General features: G+C 68.9%; 2 protein-coding genes. Both read left to right on the top strand.

Annotated elements, in window-relative coordinates:
* Nucleotides 1-53 precede the first annotated feature (53 nt).
* Nucleotides 54-7,385, top strand: coding sequence for an amino acid adenylation domain-containing protein (locus AB0L57_RS13345; RefSeq protein WP_364961016.1), 7,332 nt, complete (start codon nt 54-56; stop codon nt 7,383-7,385).
* Between the two features lie 154 nt (nt 7,386-7,539).
* Nucleotides 7,540-24,387, top strand: a complete 16,848-nt coding sequence (locus tag AB0L57_RS13340) for an amino acid adenylation domain-containing protein (protein ID WP_364961014.1) — start codon at nt 7,540-7,542, stop codon at nt 24,385-24,387.
* The last annotated feature ends 114 nt before the right edge of the window (nt 24,388-24,501 follow it).

Here is a 24,501-nt window from a genome sequence, read left to right as displayed (position 1 = left end):
GGGGGGTGCTCGGCCGTGCGGTCCTGCTGGACGTGAGAGGTGAATACACTCGAATGGATACTGCCCGCCGTTCCGCTCGTGGAGGTCGTCGCCGCCGGTCGGGTAGCCCCCTTTTCGGACAGCTGCTGACCGCCGCGGTGGAGTCCGCCGCCGATTCCGTGGCGATCCGCTCGGCCCCGGCCGAGGGCCCGGAGCGGCAGCTCACCTACCGCGAACTCGACGAGGCGTCCTCGCGGCTGGCGCGGGAGCTGATCGGCCGCGGTATCGGGGCCGGTGACGTGGTCGCCATCGGTATCGGCCGGTCGATCGAGTCGGTGCTGGCGGTCTGGGCCATCGCCAAGACCGGCGCGGCCTATGTGCCGGTCGATCCCACCTATCCGCCCGAGCGCATCGATCACATCGTCACCGATTCGGGTGCGGCCCTCGGCCTGACCACCGGGCAGTATCGGTCCGGGCTCGGCACCGCGGTGTACTGGCTGGAACTCGACGATCCGGTCGTCGGCGACCGGATCGCGGCCCACCCGTCGCATCCGATCTCCTATGCCGATCGGCTGCGCCAGCCCAACGAACAGCATCCGGCCTATGTCATCTACACCTCGGGGTCGACCGGCCGTCCCAAGGGCGTCGTGGTCACGCACGCGGGTCTGGCCAGTCTGGTCGCGGCCGAACGCGACCTCTGGGATGTCGACGGCGATTCCCGTGTGATGCATGTGTGCTCACCGAGTTTCGATGTCTCGGTCCTGGAGTTGATGCTGACCTTCTCCACCGGAGCGACCCTGGTGGTGTCGCCACCGGAGGTGTTCGGTGGTTTCGAACTGGCCGATCTGCTGCGGCGCGAAGAAGTGACGCACATGATCATCACTCCCGGCGCTCTGGAGTCGGTGGAATCCGATGATCTGCCGGATCTCGAGATGGTCGCCGTCATCGGTGATCGGTTCGGTCCGGAACTGGTGGCTCGCTGGGCGCGCGACGGTCGCCGATTCCGCAACGAGTACGGCCCGACCGAGGCGACGATCGTCGCGACGGTCGGCGATCCGCTGGTGCCGGGCGAGCCGATCACGATCGGTGGTCCGCTGCCGGGAATCGGTGCCTTCGTACTGGATTCGCGATTGCGGCCCGTTCCCGAAGGCGTGGTCGGCGAGCTGTATCTGTCGGGTCCGGCACTGGCACAGGGATATCTGAACCGGCCGGCGCTCACCGCCGAGCGATTCGTCGCGAGCCCGTTCGCCGAGACCGCCGGGCAGCGGCTGTACCGCACGGGTGATCAGGTGCGCCGCACGGCATCCGGAAACATCGAATATCTGGGCCGCTCGGACTTCCAGGTCAAGGTGCGTGGTTTCCGGATCGAACTGGGCGAGATCGACAACGCTCTGACCGCACATCCCGATATCGACTTCGCGGCGACGCTGGGCAAGGCACTGCCCTCTGGTGCGACCGCGCTGGTGTCGTATGTGCTGCCGCGTCCGGATACCTCCGTCGACACCGGCGAGCTCGAGGAATTCCTGGCGAAATCCCTGCCCGCGTACATGATCCCGGCCGTGATCATGGTCCTCGACGAGATCCCGCTGACCCCGATCGGCAAGCTGGACCGGCCGCGGCTGCCGGAACCGAGTTTCGCCTCCCGCGAGTTCCGTGCTCCCTCGACACCGGTGGAAGAGATCGTCGCCGAGGTGTTCGCGGCGCTGCTGGTGCCCGGTGTGGACGATCAGCCCGGCCGCGTCGGCGCCGACGACGACTTCTTCGAACTGGGCGGCAATTCGCTGCTCGCCGCGCAGGCCGCGGCCCGCATCGGCTCGGCACTGGGCGTGCGGGTACCGGTGCAGCTGATGTTCGAATCCTCCACTGTCGCAGCCCTCGCCGAACAGGTCGAGCGGCATGCCGGTGCCGGGGAGCAACTGCGGCCGATGGAAAGGCCCGACCGGATTCCGCTGTCCTATGCGCAGCAACGGATGTGGTTCCTCAACCGCTTCGATCCCGCCGGCGCGGTCAACAACATTCCCGTCGTGGTGCGGCTGTCCGGCCGACTCGACCTGGCGGCCCTGCAGGCCGCGGTCGGCGATCTGGCGGCCCGGCACGAGGTGTTGCGCACGGTCTACCCGGAACTCGACGGCGAGGGCTATCAGCGCATCCTGCACACCACCGATCCGCAGGCCACCCCCGAGTTGCCGCTCGTGACGGCGACCGAGGCCGAGGTGCCCGCGCTGGTCGTGGAAACCGTCTCCGGCGGATTCGATGTCACCTCCGCTCCACCGGTGCGGCTGCGGGTGATCCGGCTCGGTGAGATCGAGCACGTGCTGGTGTGCGTGGTCCACCACGTCGCCGGCGACGGCTTCTCGATGGCGCCGCTGACCCGCGATCTGATGACCGCGTACCTGCGGCGGGCCGGTGGCGCGCAACCGGATTGGTCGCCGCTCGAGGTGCAGTACGCCGATTACACACTGTGGCAGCGCGAAGCGCTGGGCGCCGACGACGATCCGGAATCGGTACTGTCCCAGCAGATCGAGTACTGGCGCCGGCAGTTGGCGGCGGTCCCGGAACAGCTGGAGCTCTCGGCGGACCGCCCGCGTCCGGCGGTGGCCTCCAATGCCGGTGCGACGATCGGTTTCGATCTCGACGCCCATCTGCACGCGTCACTGAACCGGATTGCGCACGAGAACAATTCGACCCTGTTCATGGTCGTGCACGCGGCCTTCGCCGCCCTGCTGGCCCGGTTGTCGGGCACCCGCGACATCGTCATCGGAACTCCGGTGGCCGGTCGTGGTGATGCGGCGCTGGACGAGCTGATCGGCATGTTCGTCAACACGCTGGTGTTGCGGACCGAGATCGACCCCGCGCAGCCGTTCGATCAGGTACTCGCGACGGCCCGCGCCACCGACGTGGCGGCCTTCGGACATGCCGATGTGCCGTTCGAACGCCTGGTGGAGATCCTGGATCCGGTGCGCTCGACCGGCCGCCATCCGGTCTTCCAGGTGATGCTCACCTTCCAGAACACCCCGCGCACCGCCTTGGAACTGCCGGGGCTCACGGTATCGGGCGTCGAACTGGGTTCCGAACCGGCCAAATTCGACCTCCAGCTCGCCGTGGTCGAGGCCGTGGACGAACGCGGTGTGCCCCAGGGCATCTCGGCGGCGTTCACCTATGCCACCGACCTGTTCGACGATGCCACGGTCAACGATTTCGTCGACCGCTTCCGCCGCATCCTGCGCGCGATCGCGGCCGACCCGAGCGCGATCGTCGGCGATATCGACGTGCTCGCCCCCGGCGAACGCGAACTCGTCCTGCACGACTGGAACACCCCCGGTGTCCCGGTACCGCCGGTGACCCTGGTGGACCTGATCGCCTCCCAGGCACAGCGCCGTCCGGGCGCCAACGCCGTCCGGTTCGGTGACGGCGCGCTGACCTTCGGCGAATTGCAGCAGCGCGCCAACCAGGTGGCGCGCGCCCTGATCGCGCGCGGCGTCGGCCCGGAAACCCTGGTGGCGGTGGCGGTTCCGCGTACCGAGGAGCTGCCGGTGGCACTTCTGGGCGTGCTGATCGCCGGCGGCGGCTATCTGCCGATCGATACCGGCTATCCGGCCCAGCGCCTGGAATTCATGCTCGCCGACGCGGCTCCGGCGTGTGTGCTGACCACCGCCGAACTGCGAGATGCCCTGCCGGCCGCCGATATTCCCACCGTGCTGCTGGAGGAGACCGGCTCCTTCGACGGGGCGGTCGTCACCGACGCCGATCGGCGCGCGCCGCTGCGCCCGGCGGATCTGGCCTATGTCATCTACACCTCGGGTTCGACCGGCGTCCCCAAGGGAGTCGGCGTCACCCATCGCAACGTGCTGGAGCTGTTCGCCAACACCCAGCTGCTGTTCGATTTCGACGAGACCGATGTGTGGACGCTGTTCCACTCCTTCGCCTTCGACTTCTCGGTCTGGGAGCTGTGGTGCGCTCTGGCCAACGGCGGTGCGGTCGTGGTCGTGGACCATTCGACCTCGCGTTCGCCGGAGCTGTTCCGCGAGTTGCTGATTCGCGAGCAGGTGACGGTGCTCAACCAGACGCCGTCGGCGTTCTACCAGCTCGCCGAGGCCGACCGTGCCGCGCACGGCACCGCTGGGAAGTTCGCGCTGCGCTACATCGTCTTCGGCGGTGAGGCGCTGGATCTGCGGCAGCTGGGCCGCTGGTACGACCGGCACGGCGCCACCGAGCCGCAGCTGGTGAACATGTACGGCATCACCGAGACCACGGTGCACGTGTCGTTCCTGGCCGTGGATCAGGGCCTGTCCGATCATCCGGCCAGCGTGATCGGCCGGGCGCTGCCGGGTCTGGAGACCTATGTACTCGACGATCGGCTGCATCCGGCGCCGGTCGGGGTGGCCGGTGAGATGTACGTTGCGGGACATCAGCTTTCGCGCGGATATCTGGGCCGTCCGGGCCTGACCGCGGCCCGGTTCGTGGCCAACCCGCACGGTCCTGCCGGATCGCGGATGTACCGTTCCGGCGATGTCGGCCGCTGGGCCGGATTCGACGGGGAGGCCGAACTCGAATACGCGGGCCGCAGCGACCAGCAGGTGCAGCTGCGCGGCTTCCGGATCGAGCTCGGCGAGATCGAGGCGGCGCTGCTGCGCTGCACCGGTGTCGTCCAGGCCGTCGCACTGGTCCGCACCGGCGAGCACACCGGCGAGCGGCTGGTGGGCTATGTCGTCGCCGAGGCCGGTGTACAGCTGGATCCGATCGCCGTGCGGGACGAGATGGCCGGCTTCCTGACCGGCTACATGGTTCCCGACGCGGTGCTCGTCCTCGACGAACTGCCGCTGACTCCCAACGGCAAACTCGATCGGCGCGCGCTGCCGGAACCGTCGCTGCGCAGCGCCGCGGAGTTCCGCGCACCGCGCACGCCGATCGAGCAGGCCGTGGCGGATGTGTACGCCGCGCTGCTCGGCGGAAGCGGTCCGGCCGATCAGGTCGCGGTGGGACTCGACGACGACTTCTTCGCCCTCGGCGGCAACTCGCTGCTGGCGACCCGCGCGGTCGCGCGCATCAACGAGGCGCTGGATTCGAATCTCGTGGTGCGCGAACTGTTCGAGGCGTCCACCGTCGCGGGCCTGGCGGCGCGGGTGACGCCGGGAGCCGGGGGATCGAGTCGGCCGCGGCTGCGACCCGCCGAGCGGGACGAGCGCATTCCGCTGTCGTTGGCCCAGCAGCGGATGTGGGTGATCAACCAGCTCGATCCGGAGTCGGCCGCTTACAACATTCCGCTGGCGATCCAGCTCACCGGCACCCTGGACGTGGCGGCGCTGCGACAGGCCGTCGTCGATGTACTGGAGCGGCACGAGGTGCTGCGCACCCGCTATCCGATCGGCGGCGCGGACGAGGTTCCGTATCAGGAGATCCTGTCGGCGCAGCAGGCCCTGCCGGACGGACTGCCGGTCGAATCGGTCACCGACCCCATCGGCCGGATCGGCACGCTGCTGGCCGCCGGATTCGATGTGACACAAGAGGTTCCGGTCCGGGCGCTGCTTCTGGACAACGGGACCGATCATCTGCTGGCGCTGGTGCTGCACCACATCGCCGGTGACGGATCCTCGCTGGCGCCGCTGGCCCGAGATCTGGTCACCGCCTATGTCGAGCGCAGCGGTGGCCGCGAACCCGGGTGGGTGCCACTGGAGGTGCAGTACGCCGACTTCGCCGTCTGGCAGCGCTCGGTGATCGGTTCCGACGAGGACCCTTCCTCGATCGCGGCCCGGCAGCTGGACTTCTGGCGGGAACGGCTGGCGGGTGTTTCCGGTGCGCCGCTGCTGATTCCGGATCATCCGCGACCGGCGGTGGCGTCGATGCAAGGCGAGGCACTCGGCTTCACGGTTCCGGCGCAGGTGCACGAGGGCCTGATTCGCGTTGCACGCGAACACAACTCGTCACTGTTCATGGTCGTGCACGCCGCGCTGGCGGCATTGCTGGCCCGGCAGTCCGGTACCGCCGACGTGGTGATCGGCACCCCGATCGCCGGCCGCGGCGAGCGAGCGCTCGACGATCTGGTCGGCATGTTCGTCAACACGCTGACCCTGCGCACCGGTGTCGACACCGCCGACACCTTCGACACCCTGGTGGAGACGGCCCGGGAAGTCGATCTGGCGGCCTTCGCCCACTCCGACATTCCGTTCGAGCGGGTCGTGGAGGCCGTCGCACCCGGCCGGACCGGGGCGCAGAGCCTGTTCACGGTGATGCTGTCGTTCCAGAACACCGAGCGGCCCAGTCTGGAGCTGCCCGGACTGACCATCTCCGCACTGGACACCGACGCGGTGGCGGCCAAATTCGATCTGCAGATCACCGTCCAACCGCAGTTCGATGCCGACGGCGCTCCCGCCGAGCTGGTCACACTGTTCACCTATGCGCGCGATCTGTTCGCACCGGAGACCATGCGGACGCTCGGTGACCGGTTCGAGCGGGTCCTGGCGGCGGTGGCGGCCGATCCGCAGGTCCTGCTGAACGCGATCGATCTGCACGACGTCGTGGCGCGGGAATCCGGGCGGCACGCCGCACCCGCACCTGCCGAACAGGTCGAGACCGGATCCACCATCGGCACCGCCCTGGCCCAGGCCCTGGCCTCGGCCGTCGAGGACGATCCCGAGGGCCCGGCCCTGACCTGGGGTGAGCAGGCGGTGAGCTATGAGGAACTCGACGCCCGGTCCTCGCGGCTGGCGCGGGTACTGATCGGGCGCGGCTGTGGTCCGGGCACCGGTGTCGCGGTCCGGCTCGACCGGGGTGTGGAGGCGACGGTCGCGACCTGGGCGATCCTCAAGGCCGGTGCCGCGCTGGTGCCGGTCGTCGGGGGCGAGGAGCTGCCGGCGGGGCCGGAGATCAAGATCGGCATCTCGTTGTCGGCGGTTCGCCCGCAGCCGGGCCCGGCCGGGATCGAATGGCTGATTCTCGACGAGCCCGCGGTCTCGGCGGAGATCGCCGGTGAATCGGCCCGCCCGGTGACCTACGCGAACCGGATCCGGGCGCTGCGCGGCGCGGACCCGGCCTTCACGGCGACATCCGCCGGTCTGCGTTACGACCAGCTCGCCGAGGCCGTGGACCGGCTGCGGAACCGTACCGAGCTGACCTTCGAGTCGCGCACCTTCCGGCAGGGCCGGCCCGACGGTGTCGCGGCGCTGCTCGAGATCGTGGCCGCGGGTGTCGCGGGCGCGTCGATGGTGCTGGCGGATGCGGCGGCCGACACCGAAGCGCTGGCCGACGAATGGGTCACCCACCTGTTCACCGACGCCGCCGGGCTGGCTCGTCTCGATCCCGGACCTCTCGAGGATCTGCGGGCGGTGCTGCTGGAACAGGGACAGGCGCCGACGGCGGGCTTCGGATCCGCCGAGGTGGTCGTGATGACCGGCGATGTGCTTCGCTGAGATGATCGGACCGGTGCTCGCCCGGAAGTAACGAGCGAGATCTCCGGGACCGATGGACAGAAGGTGGCGCCGCGGCGGCGCCGGTGACGACAGGCAGGATGAGATACGTGGTTCGGCGGATGGTCAGCGGCAAGTACGTGCTGGGCGGGGCGGCATGACCCGCCCGTCCCGGACCCGCCCGGCCCGGACTCGACGGCCTCGCGTCACCACTCTTCCGCAGCTCATGGCCACCGCGGTCGAAGCCGATCCCACCGGAACCGCGCTGGTCTACGCCGATGCCACCACGACCCTCGCCGAGGTCGGCTATGCCGAACTGGACGAGCGTTCCACCCGGCTGTCCCGATTGCTGATCGATCGCGGGATCGGTCCGGAGGATCTGGTCGCGGTCGCCGTCCCGCGCTCGGTGGAATCGGTTCTGGCGGTGTGGGCGATCGCCAAGACGGGCGCCGGATTCGTTCCGGTGGATCCGAACTATCCCACCGACCGGGTCGACCACATGGTCACCGATTCCGATGCGAAACTCGGCCTGACGGTCGCGGCGGTTCGAGGCGATCTGCCGGATTCGGTGGAATGGCTCACCATCGACACCGCCGAATTCGCCGGTGCGCTGGCGGAATTCCCCGGTGACCCGATCAGCTACGCCGATCGCCTGCGCCCCCTGCGTGCCGAACATCCGGCCTATGTCATCTACACCTCCGGCTCGACGGGCAAACCCAAGGGTGTCGTCGTCACCCAGGCCGGATTGTCGAGTTTCTGCGATGAGCAGCGGGAGCGCTACCGGGTCGGAAGCGATTCACGCACTCTGCATTTCGCCTCCCCGTCGTTCGACGCGTCGGTACTCGAGCTGCTGCTGGCCCTGGGTGGTGCGGCGACGATGGTGGTGGCCGCGCCGACCGTGCTCGGCGGTGACGAGCTGGCGGGTCTGCTCCGGCGCGAGGGGGTCACCCACGCGTTCGTGACACCGGCGGCGCTGGCCTCGGTGGATCCGGCGGGGCTCGACGATCTGCGCGTGGTGGTCGCCGGTGGTGAGGCCTGCCCGCCGGAACTGGTGCGGCGCTGGGTGATTCCGATCGGCAGCGGCGAGAACCGCGAGTTCTTCAACGGTTACGGTCCGACCGAGACCACCATCATGACCAATATCAGCGCACCGCTGGTGGTGGGGGAGACGGTCACGATCGGCGCCCCGATCCGCGCGATCACCGAATACGTTCTCGACGACCGGCTCTCGCGGGTGCCGCGCGGCGCGGTGGGCGAGCTGTACATCAAGGGCGCACAGGTGGCGCGCGGGTACCACCGCCGCCCGGCCCTCACGGCGGCGCGATTCGTGGCCGATCCGTTCGACGCCGACGGCCCGCGGCTCTACCGCACCGGCGACCTGGTGCGCTGGACCGCGGCCGGCGAGCTGGAATATGTGGGACGCAACGATTTCCAGGTCAAGATCCGTGGTTTCCGCATCGAACTGGGCGAGATCGACGCGGTGCTGGCCGCGCACGACTCGGTGGACTTCGCCGTCACCGTCGGTCACGAATTGCACAGTGGCGCGACGATTCTCGTTTCCTATGTACACTCCGCACCGGGCACCGCCGCCGATCCGGACACGCTGATCGAACACAGCGGCCACAGTCTGCCGCCGCACATGGTGCCCACCACCGTCATGGTGCTCGACGAGATCCCGCTGACCCCGGTCGGCAAACTCGACCGCGCCGCACTGCCCGAGCCGGTACTGGCCGCGCGGGAGTTCCGGGCGCCGAAGGGTGCGCTCGAGGAGGCGGTCGCGGCCGTCTTCACCGAACTGCTGGATCCGCCCGCCGCGGTCGGCGCCGACGACGACTTCTTCGAACTGGGCGGCAATTCGCTCATCGCGACGCGGGTCGCCGCCCGTCTGGGCGCGTCGATCTCGGCGCGGGTCCCGGCGCGCCTGCTGTTCGAGGCGCCGACGGTCGCGGAACTGGCGCGCAGCCTGGAACCGCTGAAGGGGGCGGGCGGGCGCCTGCCGCTCACGCCGATGCCGCGGCCGGACCGTATTCCGTTGTCGCTGGCGCAGCAGCGGATGTGGTTCCTCAACCAGTTCGATCCGGATTCGGCGGCCAACAACATTCCGTTCGCGTTCCGGCTCACCGGTGCGCTCAACGTCGCGGCGCTGCAGGCCGCGATCGGCGACGTCATCGAACGGCACGAAACCCTGCGCACCGTCTATCCGGCCACCGATGGCACCGGCCATCAGGTGATTCTGCCTGTGGCCGAGGCGGTTACCGACCTGACGCCGCAACCGGTGCCGGAGTGCGAACTCGAGAGCTGGCTGGCCGGCGAACTACTCGGCGGCTTCGATGTCGCGGCCCAGGTACCGCTGCGGATCGCGGTGGCGCAGGTGGGCCGGTCCGAACATGTGATCGCGGTCGTGGTCCACCACATCGCCGCCGACGGTGCCTCGATCGCCCCGTTCATGCGCGATCTGGTGTCGGCATTCCTGGCTCGCCGCAACGGTTCCCGGCCGCACTTCACGCCCTTGCCGGTGCAGTACGCCGATTACGCGCTGTGGCAGCGCGCGGTACTCGGTGACGAGAGCGATCCGGATTCCGTCGCCGCCGCCCAGATCGAATATTGGCGGAATGCGCTGGCGGGCAGCGCCGATCGTCTCGACCTGCCGTTCGACCGCCCGCGTCCGCAGATCGCCTCCGGCGCCGGCGCGGAGTACAGCTTCGAACTCGACGCGGCCACCCACACCGCACTCGACGAACTCGCCACCCGGACCGGCACCTCACTGTTCATGGTGACGCACGCCGCCTTCGCGGTCCTGCTGGCCCGCGCGAGCGGCACCGACGACATCACCATCGGCACGCCGGTCGCCGGGCGCGGTGAGGCCGAACTCGATGCGCTGATCGGCATGTTCGTCAACACCCTCGCGCTGCGCACGCCCGTCGACCCGGCGGCTTCGTTCGAGCAGTTGCTGGCCGTGGTGAAGCAGACCGACCTCGGCGCGTTCTCGCATGCGGAGCTGCCGTTCGAGCGGCTGGTCGAGGTGCTCGATCCGGTCCGGTCGCAGGCCCATCATCCGCTGTTCCAGGTGGCGCTGTTCTTCCAGAACCTGGAGACCGCGAGCCTGCGCCTGCCCGGCCTGGCCGTCGACTCGGTCGAATTCGACGGTGCCGTCGCGAAATTCGACCTGCAGTTGACCGTGGTGCCGCAACCGGGCGCCGGTCTGTCGGCCACCTTCACCTACGCGGTGGAGCTGTTCGACGAGGCGAGCGTGGCCGGTATCGCCGAGCAGCTGGTCCGCATCCTGCACGCGGTGAGCGCGGACTCCTCCCGGACCGTCGGCGACATCGATCTGCTCGACGCCGACCAGCGCACCCGGATCCTGCGCGACTGGAACGACACCACGCACGCCGTCGAACCGGAACTGCTGCTCGACGGTTATCGCCGTGCCGCCCAGCGCTTCCCGCACGCCGTCGCGCTCCGGTACGAGGGTGTCGAGCTCACCTACGCGGAATTCGACACCCAGGTCAATCAGCTGGCCCGCCTGCTGATCGCGCGGGGCGTGGGCCCGGAGAAGCTGGTGGGCCTGGCAATTCGCCGCTCCACCGATCTCGTGGTCGGCATGTACGCGATCATCGCGGCCGGTGGCGCCTACGTACCGCTGGATCCCGATCATCCGGTGGATCGCATCGCGCACATCCTCGACACCGCGCAGCCGGTCTGTGTGGTGACCACCCGCGTCGACGCGGTGCCGGTGCCCTCGAATGTTCCGCTGTTGCGCTTGGACACGATGGATCTGAGCGGTTTCGACGGAGCTCCGGTGCGCCGGGACGAACTGGCCGCGCCGCTGCGCCCGGAACATCCGGCCTACGTGATCTTCACCTCCGGTTCCACCGGTCGCCCGAAGGGTGTGGCGGTCTCGCACGCGGCCATCCACAATCAGATCGAGTGGATGCTGGCCGCCTATCCGCTGGGCGCCGAGGACGTCTATCTGCAGAAGACCGCGACCACGTTCGATGTCTCGCTGTGGGGATTCTTCATGCCCCTGCGGGCCGGTGCACGCCTGGTGCTGGCCACTCACGACGGGCATCGCGATCCGCACTACATCGCCGAAACCATTGCGGCGCAAGCGGTCACCATGACCGACTTCGTGCCGTCGATGCTGACCGTGTTCGCCGCCCAGATCGCCGCGGGCAGCTGTCCCACCCTCACCGACATCTTCGTGATCGGCGAGGCGCTCCCGCCGGAGACCGTCGACGCGGTGCGCGCGGTGAGCGGTGCGCGGGTCCACAATCTGTACGGCCCCACCGAGGCGGCGGTCTCGGTGACCTATTGGCCGGTCGGCGAGGAGCGCCCGAGTGTGCCGATCGGCTTGCCGCAGTGGAACACCCGGGTCCATGTCCTCGACGGCCGGTTGCATCCGGTCGCACCCGGGGTGCCCGGTGAGCTGTATCTGTCCGGTGCGCAACTGGCGCGCGGTTATGTCCGTCGCCCGGATCTGACCGCGGACCGTTTCGTGGCCGACCCCTTCGCGCCCGACTTCGGCGCCGCCGGCGCGCGGATGTACCGGACGGGCGATCTGGTCCGGTGGCACGACGCCGACGAATTCGGCCCGGGACGGCTGGAATACATCGGGCGCACCGATTTCCAGGTGAAGTTCCGTGGCCAGCGCATCGAACTCGGCGAGATCGAGACCGCGCTGCTGGCTCTTCCGGCGGTGAGCCAGGCGGTGGCGCTGGTCGTGGGATCGACGCTGGGGGATCAGCTGGTCGCCTATGTGGTCGGAGTTCCCGGTACCTCCGCCGATCCGGACCGGTTGCGCGCGAGCGTCTCCGATTCGCTTCCGGCGTACATGGTTCCGTCCGTCGTGATGGTGCTCGACGAGCTGCCGCTCAATGCCAGCGGCAAACTCGATCGCAAGGCGCTGCCCGAACCGACCTTCAGCGCCGGGGAGTTCCGGGCGCCGAGCACACCGGTCGAGGAACTCGTCGCCGAGACCTTCGGCTCGGTCCTGGGCGTGGAACGCGTTGGTGCCGATGACGATTTCTTCGCACTCGGCGGCAACTCGTTGATCGCGACCCAGGTGGTGGCGCGACTGGGCGTAGCGATCGACGCCCGGGTTCCGGTGCGCGCGCTGTTCGAGACGCCCACGGTCGCGGCGCTGGCGGCGACACTCGATTCCGAGGCGCACACCAGGCGTGGTGTGGCGCTGGGTTCGATCGAACGGCCGGAGCGGCTGCCGCTGTCGCTGGCACAGCAGCGCATGTGGTTCCTGAACCGCTTCGATCAGGGCGAGCAGTCCACCGGATCGGCCGCCTACAACCTGCCGTTCGCCCTGCGGCTCACCGGCAGTCTCGACGTGGACGCCCTGGCCACGGCACTCGACGATGTGGTCGCCCGGCACGAGGTGCTGCGCACCGTCTACCCGGACGGTCCGGACGGGCCGTCGCAGGTGGTGCTGCCCGCCGACACCCGGCTCGGGGTGCGGCCGGAGTCCATCTCCGCCGCCGATGTGGCGCCCGCGGTGTACGAGCTGGCCGCAACACCTTTCGATGTGACCGGCGAGGTCCCGCTGCGCGTCCGGCTGTTCGCGCTCGCCGACCTCCCTTCCGGTGCGCGCGGTGAATTCGTACTGGCCGTGGTGGTGCACCACATCGCCGGTGACGCCTCGTCGATGGGCCCGCTGGTCCGCGATGTGATGACCGCCTACGCGGCCCGCACCGCCGACGCCGCACCGGACTGGGCTCCGTTGCCGGTGCAGTACGCCGATTACGCGCTGTGGCAGCGTGCCGTGCTGGGCTCCGAATCGGAGTCCGATTCGATTGCCGCCCGGCAGATCTCGTACTGGAAGCGGGAACTGGCCGGTCTGCCCGACCTGCTCGAGCTGCCCACCGACCGCCCGCGCCCCGCGGTGGCGAGCCTGGCCGGTGCCCAGGTGGACGTGCGGATCGAACCGCACGTGCACGCGGCGCTGCTGGAACTGGCCCGCGAGCACGGCGCGACATTGTTCATGGTCGTGCACTCGGCCTTCGCGGTTCTGCTCGCACGGTTGTCCGGCGACGACGACATCGCGATCGGAAGTCCCGTCGCCGGTCGCGGTGAGCCCGAACTCGACGATCTGATCGGCATGTTCGTCAACACCGTGGTCTTCCGGACCCGGATCGACCGCGGCGAGTCGTTCACCGAGCTGCTGGCCCGCCAGCGCGAAACGGATCTGCAGGCCTTCGCGCATGCCGACATCCCGTTCGAACAGCTGGTGGAGGTGCTGAACCCGCCGCGCTCGACGGCTCATCATCCGATCTTCCAGGTCGGCCTCTCCTTCCAGAACGTGGCCCGCACCGAACTGGAACTACCCGGGCTCAGCGTCGCCGGTGTGGACGCCAACCTCGATGTGTCGCAGTTCGATCTGCATCTGATCGTCGGGGACGCATACGACGAGGCGGGCGATCCGGCCGGTATCGGCGGCTTCCTCACCTACGCGACGGCCCTGTTCGACGCGGCGACCGCCGATTCGATCGCGCAACGCCTGTCGCTGCTGCTCGCGGAGGTGGTGGCCGGCGCGGCCACACCGGTCGGCGATCTCGACATCCTCGCCGCCGCCGAGCGGGCGGAGCTGGACCGGGCCGCGGCCGGTGCGTCCCAGCAGATCCCGGCCACCACCCTGCCGGATCTGCTGGCCGCGACCGTCGCGACCCGGCCCGATGCGGTGGCGCTGGTCGCCGACCTCGACGATGCGCAGCGGCCCGGCGCCGGACCGGACCGGGTGGAACTGACCTATGCCGAACTCGGCGACCGGGTCGGACGCCTCGCCCGGCACCTGATCTCGCTGGGTGTCGGCCCCGAATCACGGGTGGCGCTGGCACTGCGGCGTGGGGTCGATCTGATCGTGGCCATGTACGCGGTGTCGGCCGCCGGTGGCGCGTACGTGCCGGTCGATCCCGATCAGCCCGCCGAGCGGGTGGGCTACATCCTCGATGCCGCGGCGCCGGTCTGCGTGCTGACCACCTCGGACACCCCGGAACTGCCCGGATCCGGTGAGTCCTCGCACACGAATGCGGCGGAACGGGATTGGCGCGGCCGCTCGCAGTCGCTGGCCACCATCGCCGAGGCCGGTCAGACCGGTGTCCGCGACGACGTCGTCCGCATCGACGAGCTCGATCTGTCCGATGTTCCCGGCGCGGCGATCACCGACGCGGAGCGTCGCGCGCCGTTGTTGCCACAGCACACCGCCTACGTCATCTTCACCTCCGGTTCCACCGGCCGTCCCAAGGGCGTCGCCGTCCCGCACGCCGCCATCGTCAACCAACTACTGTGGAAGACAGCGGAATTCGAGACCGGCGCCGAGGATGCGGTGCTGTTGAAGACGGCGGCCACCTTCGATCTCTCGGTCTGGGAATTCTGGTCCGCGGCGGTGTCCGGCGGACGGCTGGTGGTCGCCGCCCCCGACGGTCATCGCGATCCGGCCCAGCTCAACGAGCTCATCGCGCGCGAACGCGTGACGACCCTGCACGTGGTGCCGTCCATGCTGGACGCGTTGCTCACCGAGATGCGCTCGGGCGCTGCCGATTCCGCGTCGCCGCTCGCACTGCGGCAGGTGCTCGCCATCGGTGAGGCATTGCCCGCGGCGCTGGCACAGCGTTTCCGTGCCGCACACCCCGAGGTGCGGCTCTACAACCTCTACGGCCCGACCGAGGCCGCGGTGTCGATCACCAGTCATCGGGTCGGGGCGGTGGACGAACGCTCGGTGCCGATCGGTGCCCCCGAATGGAACAGCCAGGTGTACGTCCTGGATTCGCGCCTGCGGCCGGTGCCCGTCGGTGTGTCCGGCGAGCTGTATCTGGCCGGTGCACAGCTGGCGCGCGGCTATTTCGGCCGGGCGGATCTGACCGCGGATCGCTTCCTGGCCAACCCGTTCGGCGACGGAACGCGGATGTACCGCACCGGTGATCTGGTGGCCCGGACCGCCGACGGCGAACTCGAATACCGTGGTCGCACCGACTTCCAGGTGAAGGTGCGGGGTTTCCGCATCGAACTGGGCGAGATCGAGGCCGCGCTGCTGCGGTTGCCGCAGCTGGCCCGAGCGGTGGTGCTGGCCAAGTCCGATCCGCGCACCGGCGATCGCCTCGTCGCCTATCTTGTCTCCGCCGATCGGGAACTCGATGTGGCACAGGTGAAGTCGCTGCTGAGCTCGGCGCTGCCCAGCTACATGGTGCCCAGCGCCTTCGTGGTCCTCGATGCCCTGCCGCTGACGGTGAACGGCAAACTCGATCGCAAGGCTCTGCCCGAACCCGAATTCGAGACCACCGCGTTCCGGGCGCCCGCCACGCCGGTCGAGGAGATCGTGGCCGGAACCTTCGCCGAGGTGCTGGGTATCGAGCGGGTGGGCCTGGACGACGACTTCTTCGCCCTCGGCGGCAATTCGTTGCTGGCCACCCAGGTCGCCGCGCGGATCGGCGCGGCCCTCGACATCCGGGTCCCGGTGCGCGCGCTGTTCGAGGCATCCACGGTCGCCGCACTGGCCGCGCGGGTGGAACGCGAGGGTGCCGATCGCCCCCGGGTACCGCTCACCGCCGGCCCCCGGCCGGAGCGGATTCCGCTGTCCTACGCCCAGCAGCGGATGTGGTTCCTGAACCAGTTCGACACCGCCGCATCGGTATACAACATTCCGGTCGCCATCCGGCTGTCCGGTGCGCTGGATGTGATCGCGCTGCGCCGGGCCGTCGCCGATCTGGTTGCGCGGCACGAGGTGCTGCGCACGATCTACCCGGAAGCCACCGGCGCCGGTCCGGTGCAGCAGGTGCTGCCCGCGGCCGAGGTGGACGTGGATCTCGAGCCGGTGCAGATCGGTGAGGAGCGCGTCGCCCACGAGGTCGGCCGCCAGGTTGTCGCCGGTTTCGACGTGACCACCGAGATCCCCTTCCGGATCCGGCTCTACCAGCTCACCACCACCGAGTTCGTGCTGGTGTTCGTGGCCCACCACATCGCCGCCGACGGCTGGTCGATGGGACCGCTCACTCGCGACCTGATGACCGCCTATCTGTCGCGAACCCAGGGGGCTGCGCCGGTCTGGGCGCCGCTGCCGATCCAATACGCCGACTACGCATTGTGGCAGCGGTCGGTGCTCGGATCCGAATCCGATTCCGAATCGCTGCTCAGCACCCAACTGTCCTATTGGACAACCGAATTGGACGATCTTCCGGATGAGCTGAGCCTGCCCTCGGATCGTCCGCGCCCGCCGGTGCAGTCCTTCGCCGGCGGCAAGGTCGCCTTCGTGATCGAGCCGCGTGTGCACACCGCGCTGGCCGCGCTGGCTCGCCGGAACAACGCGACCATGTTCATGGTGGTGCACTCGGCGCTGGCGGTATTCCTGGCGCGGATGTCGGGTACCGAGGACATCGCGATCGGCGCGCCGATCGCTGGTCGCGGTGAGGCCGAACTCGACGACCTGATCGGTATGTTCGTCAACACCCTGGTGCTGCGGAGTCGCGTGACGCCCGGTGGCCGCTTCGTCGATCTGCTCGCGGGAAACCGGGAAACCGATCTGCGTGCCTTCGCCCATGCCGACATTCCGTTCGAACGCCTGGTGGAGGCGCTCGATCCGGAGCGCTCCACCGCGCGGCATCCACTGTTCCAGGTGGCGCTGACCTTCGAGAACATGCCGGAGAGCACCTTCGAACTGCCCGAGGTGCGTTTCTCGGCGGTCGAACCCGCGGACGCCACCGCGAAATTCGATCTGTCGTTGACGGTTCGGGAGTCCGCTACCGACACCAACGGCATGTATGCCGAATTCTCCTATGCGCGTGACCTTTTCGACGAGGCGACGATCAGGGGCTTCGCGCAGCGGTTCACCCGCCTGCTGGACGCGATCGCGGCCGCCCCGGAGACGCCGGTGGCCGATCTGGCACTGCTCGGCGCCGAGGAATACCAACTCCTGACCGAGACGCACGGTGACGAACCGGTGGTCACCGCGCTGCTGCCGGACCTGCTGACCGCCGGCCTCGCGCACGGCCGCGATCGGTCCGCGATCCGATTCCGTAATCTTTCGGTCAGCTACGGGGATCTCGACGACGCGTCCTCGCGGATGGCCCGCGAACTGATCGATCGCGGGATCGGACCCGGTGATGTGGTCGCGATCGGAATCTCGCGATCGATCGGTTCGGTCCTCGCGGTGTGGGCCATCGCCAAGGCCGGTGCCGCCTATGTCCCGGTCGATCCCGCGTATCCACCGGAACGGATCGCGCACATCGTGTCCGACTCCGGTGCGGTGCTCGGCCTGACCGCGAACCTCCATCGCGCCCAACTGGGCGACGATGTGCAGTGGCTGGTGGTCGACGATCCGAGGGTGGCCGGTGCGCTGGGCGAGTGGCCGGGGGAGCCGGTCACCGATTCCGAGCGGGTGCGGCCACTGACCGTGCGCCACCCGGCCTATGTCATCTACACCTCGGGGTCCACGGGGCAGCCCAAGGGCGTCGTGGTCACGCACGCCGGTCTGGGCGGCCTGGTTTCGGCCGAACGCGAGCACTACGGTGTCGAGCCGGATTCACGTGTGCTGCATGTCTGTTCGCCGAACTTCGATGTCTCGGTACTGGAACTGCTGCTGGCCTTCTCCTCGGGGGCGACGCTGGTGGTGTCGCCACCGGATGTGTTCGGCGGTGCCGAACTGGCGGAACTCATCGGGCGCGAACGGGTTTCGCACATGCTGATCACCCCCGCCGCCCTGGAGTCGGTGGATCCCGCCGGACTGCGTGATCTGCGCTCGGTGATCGTGGCCGGCGACAAGTTCGGCCCCGAGCTCGTGGGCCGCTGGGCAGTCGAAGGCCGCGACTTCCACAACGGTTACGGGCCGACCGAGGCGACGATTCTGGCGACTTCCTCCGCCGCCATGGTGGCGGGGGAGGCCATTTCCATCGGCGACCCGATCGTCGGTGTGGACACTTTCGTCCTCGATTCCCGGCTGCGCCCGGTTCCGGCCGGGGTGGTGGGTGAGCTGTACCTGTCCGGTGCCGCCCTCGCCCAGGGGTACCTGAACCGGCCGGCGCTGACCGCGGAGCGATTCGTCGCGGTACCGTTCGGCGATTCGGGTTCGCGGATGTACCGCACCGGAGATCTCGTGCGCCGCAACGCATCCGATGCCACCATCGAATACCTCGGCCGCACCGATTTTCAGGTGAAGATCCGTGGCTTCCGGATCGAACTGGGCGAGATCGACAGCGTACTGACCACACATCCGGATATCGACTTCGCGACTACGATCGGCCGCACGCTGCCGTCCGGTGTGACGGCGCTGGTGTCCTATGTCCTGGGCGTGCCCGGTAGCAGTGTCGATCCCGCGCGGCTCACCGAACATGTGGCGGTGAGCCTGCCGCCGTACATGGTGCCGTCGGCGATCGTCGTCCTGGACGAGATCCCGCTGACCCCGGTCGGCAAACTCGATCGCAAGGCGCTGCCCGAGCCGGTGCTCGAGGCCAAACGCTATCGGGCTCCGCGGACCGCTGCCGAACAGGTCGTCGCCGAGGTCGTCGGCGAGGTCCTGGGACTGGATCAGGTGGGCGCGGACGACGACTTCTTCGCACTCGGCGGTGACAGCATCGTGTCGCTGCAGGTGGTCTCCCGGGCCCGGGCGCGGGGTGTGCTCTTCTCCCCGCGCGACGTGTTCACCGCTCGCACGGTCGAGGCGCTGGCCCGGCTGTCCACCACCACCGACGCGGCCACCGACGTGCGCTACGGCCCGATGCCATTGCCGCCCATGGCGATCCGGCTCCTCGAACTCGATCCGGGCGGCCGTGACCCACGCGCGATCGCGCTGGATGTTCCGGCCGACTCCGATCGGGACTCGATCGGCGAGGCGATCACCGCGGTACTGGACCGGCATCCGGTGCTGTCGGCGCGGCTGGATGTCGCCGAGGGTGTGCTGGTGATTCCGGAGACTCCGGTCGCCGTATCGCTGCGGCAGTTCGCCGCCGGTGACGACGCCATGGGTACCGCGGTGCGATCGCTGACACCGGATCTCGACCCCGCCGATGGCCGGAATATCGCCTTCGGTCTCATCGCGTCGACCGATGCGGACGAAAACCCCAGCGCCGCCACGAGTCTCGTCGTGGTGGCCAACGGGCTGGTCGTCGACGACACCTCGTGGCGCACCCTGGTGGACGAACTGTCGGGCTCCTGGTCCGGTGGGCATTCCGCACCGGCGGCCGCCGATTCCGGCCCGCTGGCCATCGGCCGGGCCCTGCGGGCGCGCGCCGTCGCTCCCGAGACCGTGGCCGAACTCGACTGGTGGCAGCGCCATCTCGCGCCGGCGCCCGCCGACTCCCCGATCGAGGGGGTGGATCTCTCGGCACGGGGCCGGGTATCGCTGGTGATCACCGCCGAGGGTGCCGCCGCCGTCGACGCGGTGGCGCGCGCGTATCACGCCGCGGTGGACGATGTGCTACTCACCGCCTTCGCGCTGGCCCAGCAGCCGGGCACCCGGGGTCCGGCCGGTGGGATCATCGGTGACGTGGTCCAGATCCCCGCGGACGGCAGGGTCGTCGCGGACGCCGAATCCGCCGGTGCCGTAGGCGGTCTCACGTCGAGTTATCCGCTGCTCGTGAGCTTGGACAGGATCGATGTCGACCAGGCGCTGACCGGTGGTCCGGCCGCGGGTGCTGCCATCGCGCAGATCAAGGAACTGCGCCGCGGTGTGCCCGGATCCGGTGTCGGCTACGGTCTGCTCCGCTACCTGAACGCCGACACCGCGCCGGTGCTGGCCGCGATGGCGCAGGGGCGCACCGCTTTCCGGTATCGCGATCTGCGCCCGGCGCACCCCCAGCCGCAACAGCCGACGGCCGATCTGTTGATCGACATCACCGTGGATGCGACCGAGGACGGCCTGCTCGCTCGATTCGATTACGCCGCAGCGGTATTCACGGTCGACCAGATCAAGGAACTCGCGGGCCACTGGGTCCGGGCGCTGGGTGGGCTGGCCGAGCACAGCACCCATCCGGATGCGGGCGGATTCACCGTCTCGGACTTCCCGCTGGTGCAGTTGCGGCAACCGGACATCACCCGGCTGTCGGCCACCTATCCGGATCTGGCCGACATCTGGCCGCTGACACCATTGCAGTCGGGCATGCTGTTCCACGCCCTGCTCGCCGACACCTCCACCGATGTCTACATCACCCAGTACTCCGTGGATCTCGGCGGCGCGGTCGATGCCCGACGGTTGCGCACCGCTGCCCAGTCGGTCCTGGACCGGCACGACAATCTGCGAGTGGCCTTTGCCACGGACGGTTCCGGTGATGCGGTGCAGATCGTTCTCGACCGGGTCGAGGTGCCGTGGCGAGAGGTCGATTTCACCGATCTGGCCCGCGATGCCGCCGAGGCCGAAGCCGTGCGCTTCGCCGAGGCCGACCTCGCGGTGCGCTTCGCCATGGATCGGGCCCCGCTGCTGCGCTTCACCCTGATCCGCCTGGCACCGGACGCCTACCGGCTGTTGGTCACCAGCCACCACATCCTGATCGACGGCTGGTCCTCGCCGCTGCTCATGCAGGATCTGCTCACGCTGTACGCGGTGGGCGGGCGGTCGCGGCATCTGCCGCAGGTTCGCTCCTACGGCGACTATCTGCGCTGGCTCACCGCACAGGATCCGGCGGCCGCGCGCGACGAATGGCAGCGGGCGCTGGACGGCGTCACCGAGCCGACCCCGCTGGCCCCGGTGGATCCGGGCCGTGAGATCTCCATGGGTACCGGCGAAGTCGCCTTCGAGCTGTCGGTGGCCGAGACGACCGAGCTGAGCAAGCTCGCGGCCCGGCTGGGCGTCACGGTCAATACCGTGGTGCAGGCGGCCTGGGGTCTGCTGATCGGTCGCAGCACCGATCGTGACGATGTCGTTTTCGGCGCCACGGTGTCCGGCCGGCCGCCGGCCCTGCCGGGTGTGGAGACGATGGTGGGGTTGTTCCTCAACGCCATCCCGGTGCGAGTGAGCCTGGGCGCCGCCGACACCCTGGCCGACCTGCTCGGCCAGTTGCAGTCCGAACAGGCGGCCCTGCTGGACTACCACTACCTCGGACTCAGCGACATTCAGCAGGCGGTCGGTGTCGAGGGGCTGTTCGATTCGCTGGTGGTGTTCGAATCGTTCCCGGTGGATCGCGACGGCCTCGAACGTGTGGGCTCGATCGACGGGATGCATGTCACCGGCCTCGGCGCGGTCAACGGCACCCACTATCCGGTGACGGTGATCGTGGTTCTGGACAGCCGGCTCCACATCAGCCTCAAATATCTGCGCGATGTGTTCGACGAGCAGGCCGTGCAGGCGATGTCGCAGCGCCTCGCCGCGCTGATCGGCCGGTTCTCGGCGACGCCACAGGCTCGGGTGGCCGAGGTCGACGCCCTGCTGTCCGGTGAACGCGCGGAGCTGACCGCGCGCAACGACACCGATGTACCGCAACTGCGCGACGACGTGACCCTGCTGGGTCTCTTCGACGCCCAGGTGGCGCGTACACCGCAGGCGCCGGCACTGTATTTCGGCGATACCGTGCTCACCTACCGTGAGCTCGATCTGCGGTCGCGCGCGGTGGCCGCGGAGCTGCTCGGGCGCGGGGTCGGGCCGGAATCGCTGGTGGCGGTGGCCATGCGCCGGTCGATCGATCTGGTGGTCGGCATCTACGCGGTGCTGCGGTGCGGTGCGGGCTATGTCCCCCTCGATCCCGACCACCCGGCCGACCGCAACGAGTTCGTCCTGGCCAATGCCCGTCCGGCCTGCGTTCTCAGCGTCGCGGCCGACGGTTTCCGGACCGAGAGCACCGTGCCGGTGATCGATATCGTCGGAGTGGGTGACACGGAAGCCGGTGCGACGCTGGACTTCCCGGCCGTCGATCCGGATTCGGTGGCCTACGTGATCCACACCTCCGGTTCGACCGGACGCCCCAAGGGCGTGGTCATCACCCATCGGCAGATGACCAACCAGTTCCGCTGGGCGCAGCGCACCTACCCGCACGACACCGGCGATGTGGTTCTGCACAAGACCCCCATCACCTTCGACATCTCCACCTGGGAGCTGTTCTGGCCGTTGCAGACCGGTGCGGCCGTGGTGATCGCCGAACCCGACGGTCATCGCGATCCGGCCTATCTGTCCAAGGTGATCGATCAGCGTTCGGTGAGCACGGTGCACTTCGTGCCGACCATGCTGGATGCCTTCCTCGATCCGAGCACCAATGCGGCAGTGACACAGGGGTATCCGTCACTGCGCCGGGTGTTCGCCGCGGGTGAGGCGCTGTCGGGTGAGACGGCTCAGCGGTTCGCGGCCACGCTCGGCCGGACCGAACTCGTGAACTGGTACGGACCGGCCGAGGCCACCGTGGTCACCGCGTGGGCGGCGGACGAGGTGTCGAGCGCGGCGGTCCCGATCGGTGCGCCGGTCGCCAATACCCAGGTGTACGTGCTGGATCGGCAGTTGCGGCTGGTGCCGCCCGGTGCACCCGGTGAACTGTATGTCGGGGGCGTGCAACTGGCCCGAGGTTATCTGGGATCGGCCGCCCTGACCGCCGAGCGTTTCGTCGCGTACGACGGGGGACAGCGGCTCTACCGCACCGGCGACATCGTGCGCTGGCGCGAGGCCGGCGAGACTACCGCCGGTCCCGCGCTGGAGTATCTGGGCCGTAGCGATTTCCAGATCAAATTGCGTGGTCAGCGTATCGAGCTGGGTGAGATCGAAGCGGTGCTGGCGAGCTACCCGCCGGTGCGGCACGCGGTGGTCTCGCTGGTGCGGGCGGCCTCCGGGGATCGGCTGGTCGCCTATGTGGTGCCCGCCGACAGCGGTTTCGACGAGCCGGGGCTGCTGGATCACGCGCGGGAATCGTTGCCCGGCTACATGATTCCGGCCGCTGTGGTGGTTCTCGACGAACTACCACTCAACGCGAGCGGCAAACTCGACCGCAAATCGCTACCCGTTCCGGCCTTGTCGGGACGGCCCTACCGGGCACCGTCGAATTGGCTGGAACAGACCGTCGCGGACGTGTTCGCAGAGGTCCTGGAGGTCGAGCGGGTCGGCCTGGATGACGATTTCTTCGAGCTGGGCGGAAACTCGATGGTCGCCACCCGGGCGATCAGCCGGTTGCGCACGATCACCGGAATCGAGGTCCGGGTGCAATGGTTCTTCCTGGGGTCCACGGTCGCGTCCCTGTCGCAACGCATTCTGGACGAGGAGGCCGAAGGCCGCGATTACGATCCGGAATCCGATGCGGCGTTGAATGTGCTGCTGCCCATCCGCTCGGGGGGTGACGCCGAACCGCTGTTCTGTATCCACCCGATGTACGGATTGGCCTGGTGCTATGCCGGATTGGCCAGGCACATCGACGATCGCCCCGTCGTGGGCCTGCAGTCGCCGGCGTTGTCCGAGGACGACTACATGCCGAACTCGTTGCAGGACATGGCCGATCGCTATGTCGCCGAGATCCGTTCGGTGCAGCCCGAGGGGCCGTACCATCTGCTCGGCTGGTCGCTGGGCGGTCTGCTGGCCCATGCGGTGGCGATTGCGCTGCAGGAGGCGGGCGAGCGGGTCGAGACCGTCGTCATGCTGGACAGTCACCACGAGCTCGATGTCGCGTTCTTCCGCAACGCGATCCGGGACGCTCTGGCCGAGATCGGCATCGGCGCCGAGATTCTCGTGGGCGACGGCGACATCCACGATCTGAGCGAGGACGCGGTGGCCGCACTGCACGCCACCATCCCGCCCGAGATGACGATGCTCACCCCCGACCGGGTGCGTCGCATCTACCGCAGCGCGGTGCGGTCGGCGGAACTGATCGTGGAGCACAGCCCGGGGGTGTACCACGGCCGTCTGGACTACTTCAGTGCAACCGACCACGAAAACCCCGCACAGAATTGGCGCGATCACGTCGACGGTGAGATCGTGGACCGGCGCATCGACGCCGCCCATGATCAGATGACCGCGCCGTCCGCCATGGCCGAGATCGGACCGCAGCTGGCGCGTCTACTGGCACGCGGGTCGTCCGGTCGTCGACCGGAGGGGCCTTCTCCGGCATGATGGGTCACGCGCACGTAACGGAGCGGTCTGGTCGAACGACTAGATAGGCCGTAGGGGTCGGCATGGTCTCGACCCGTTGGGTACGTCCGACCTGGCGTATCCGGAAAGCTGAAA

This window comes from Nocardia sp. NPDC052254, assembly GCF_040679495.1.
GTDB lineage: Bacteria > Actinomycetota > Actinomycetes > Mycobacteriales > Mycobacteriaceae > Nocardia.
The sequence above is the reverse complement of the archived record's forward strand: the minus strand, read 5'-3'. Positions and strand labels throughout refer to the sequence as shown.

Coding starts and splice junctions, on each gene's coding strand:
- AB0L57_RS13345 (WP_364961016.1), top strand. CDS start 54: ATGGATACTGCCCGCCGTTCCGCTCGTGGAGGTCGTCGCCGCCGGTCG.
- AB0L57_RS13340 (WP_364961014.1), top strand. CDS start 7,540: ATGACCCGCCCGTCCCGGACCCGCCCGGCCCGGACTCGACGGCCTCGC.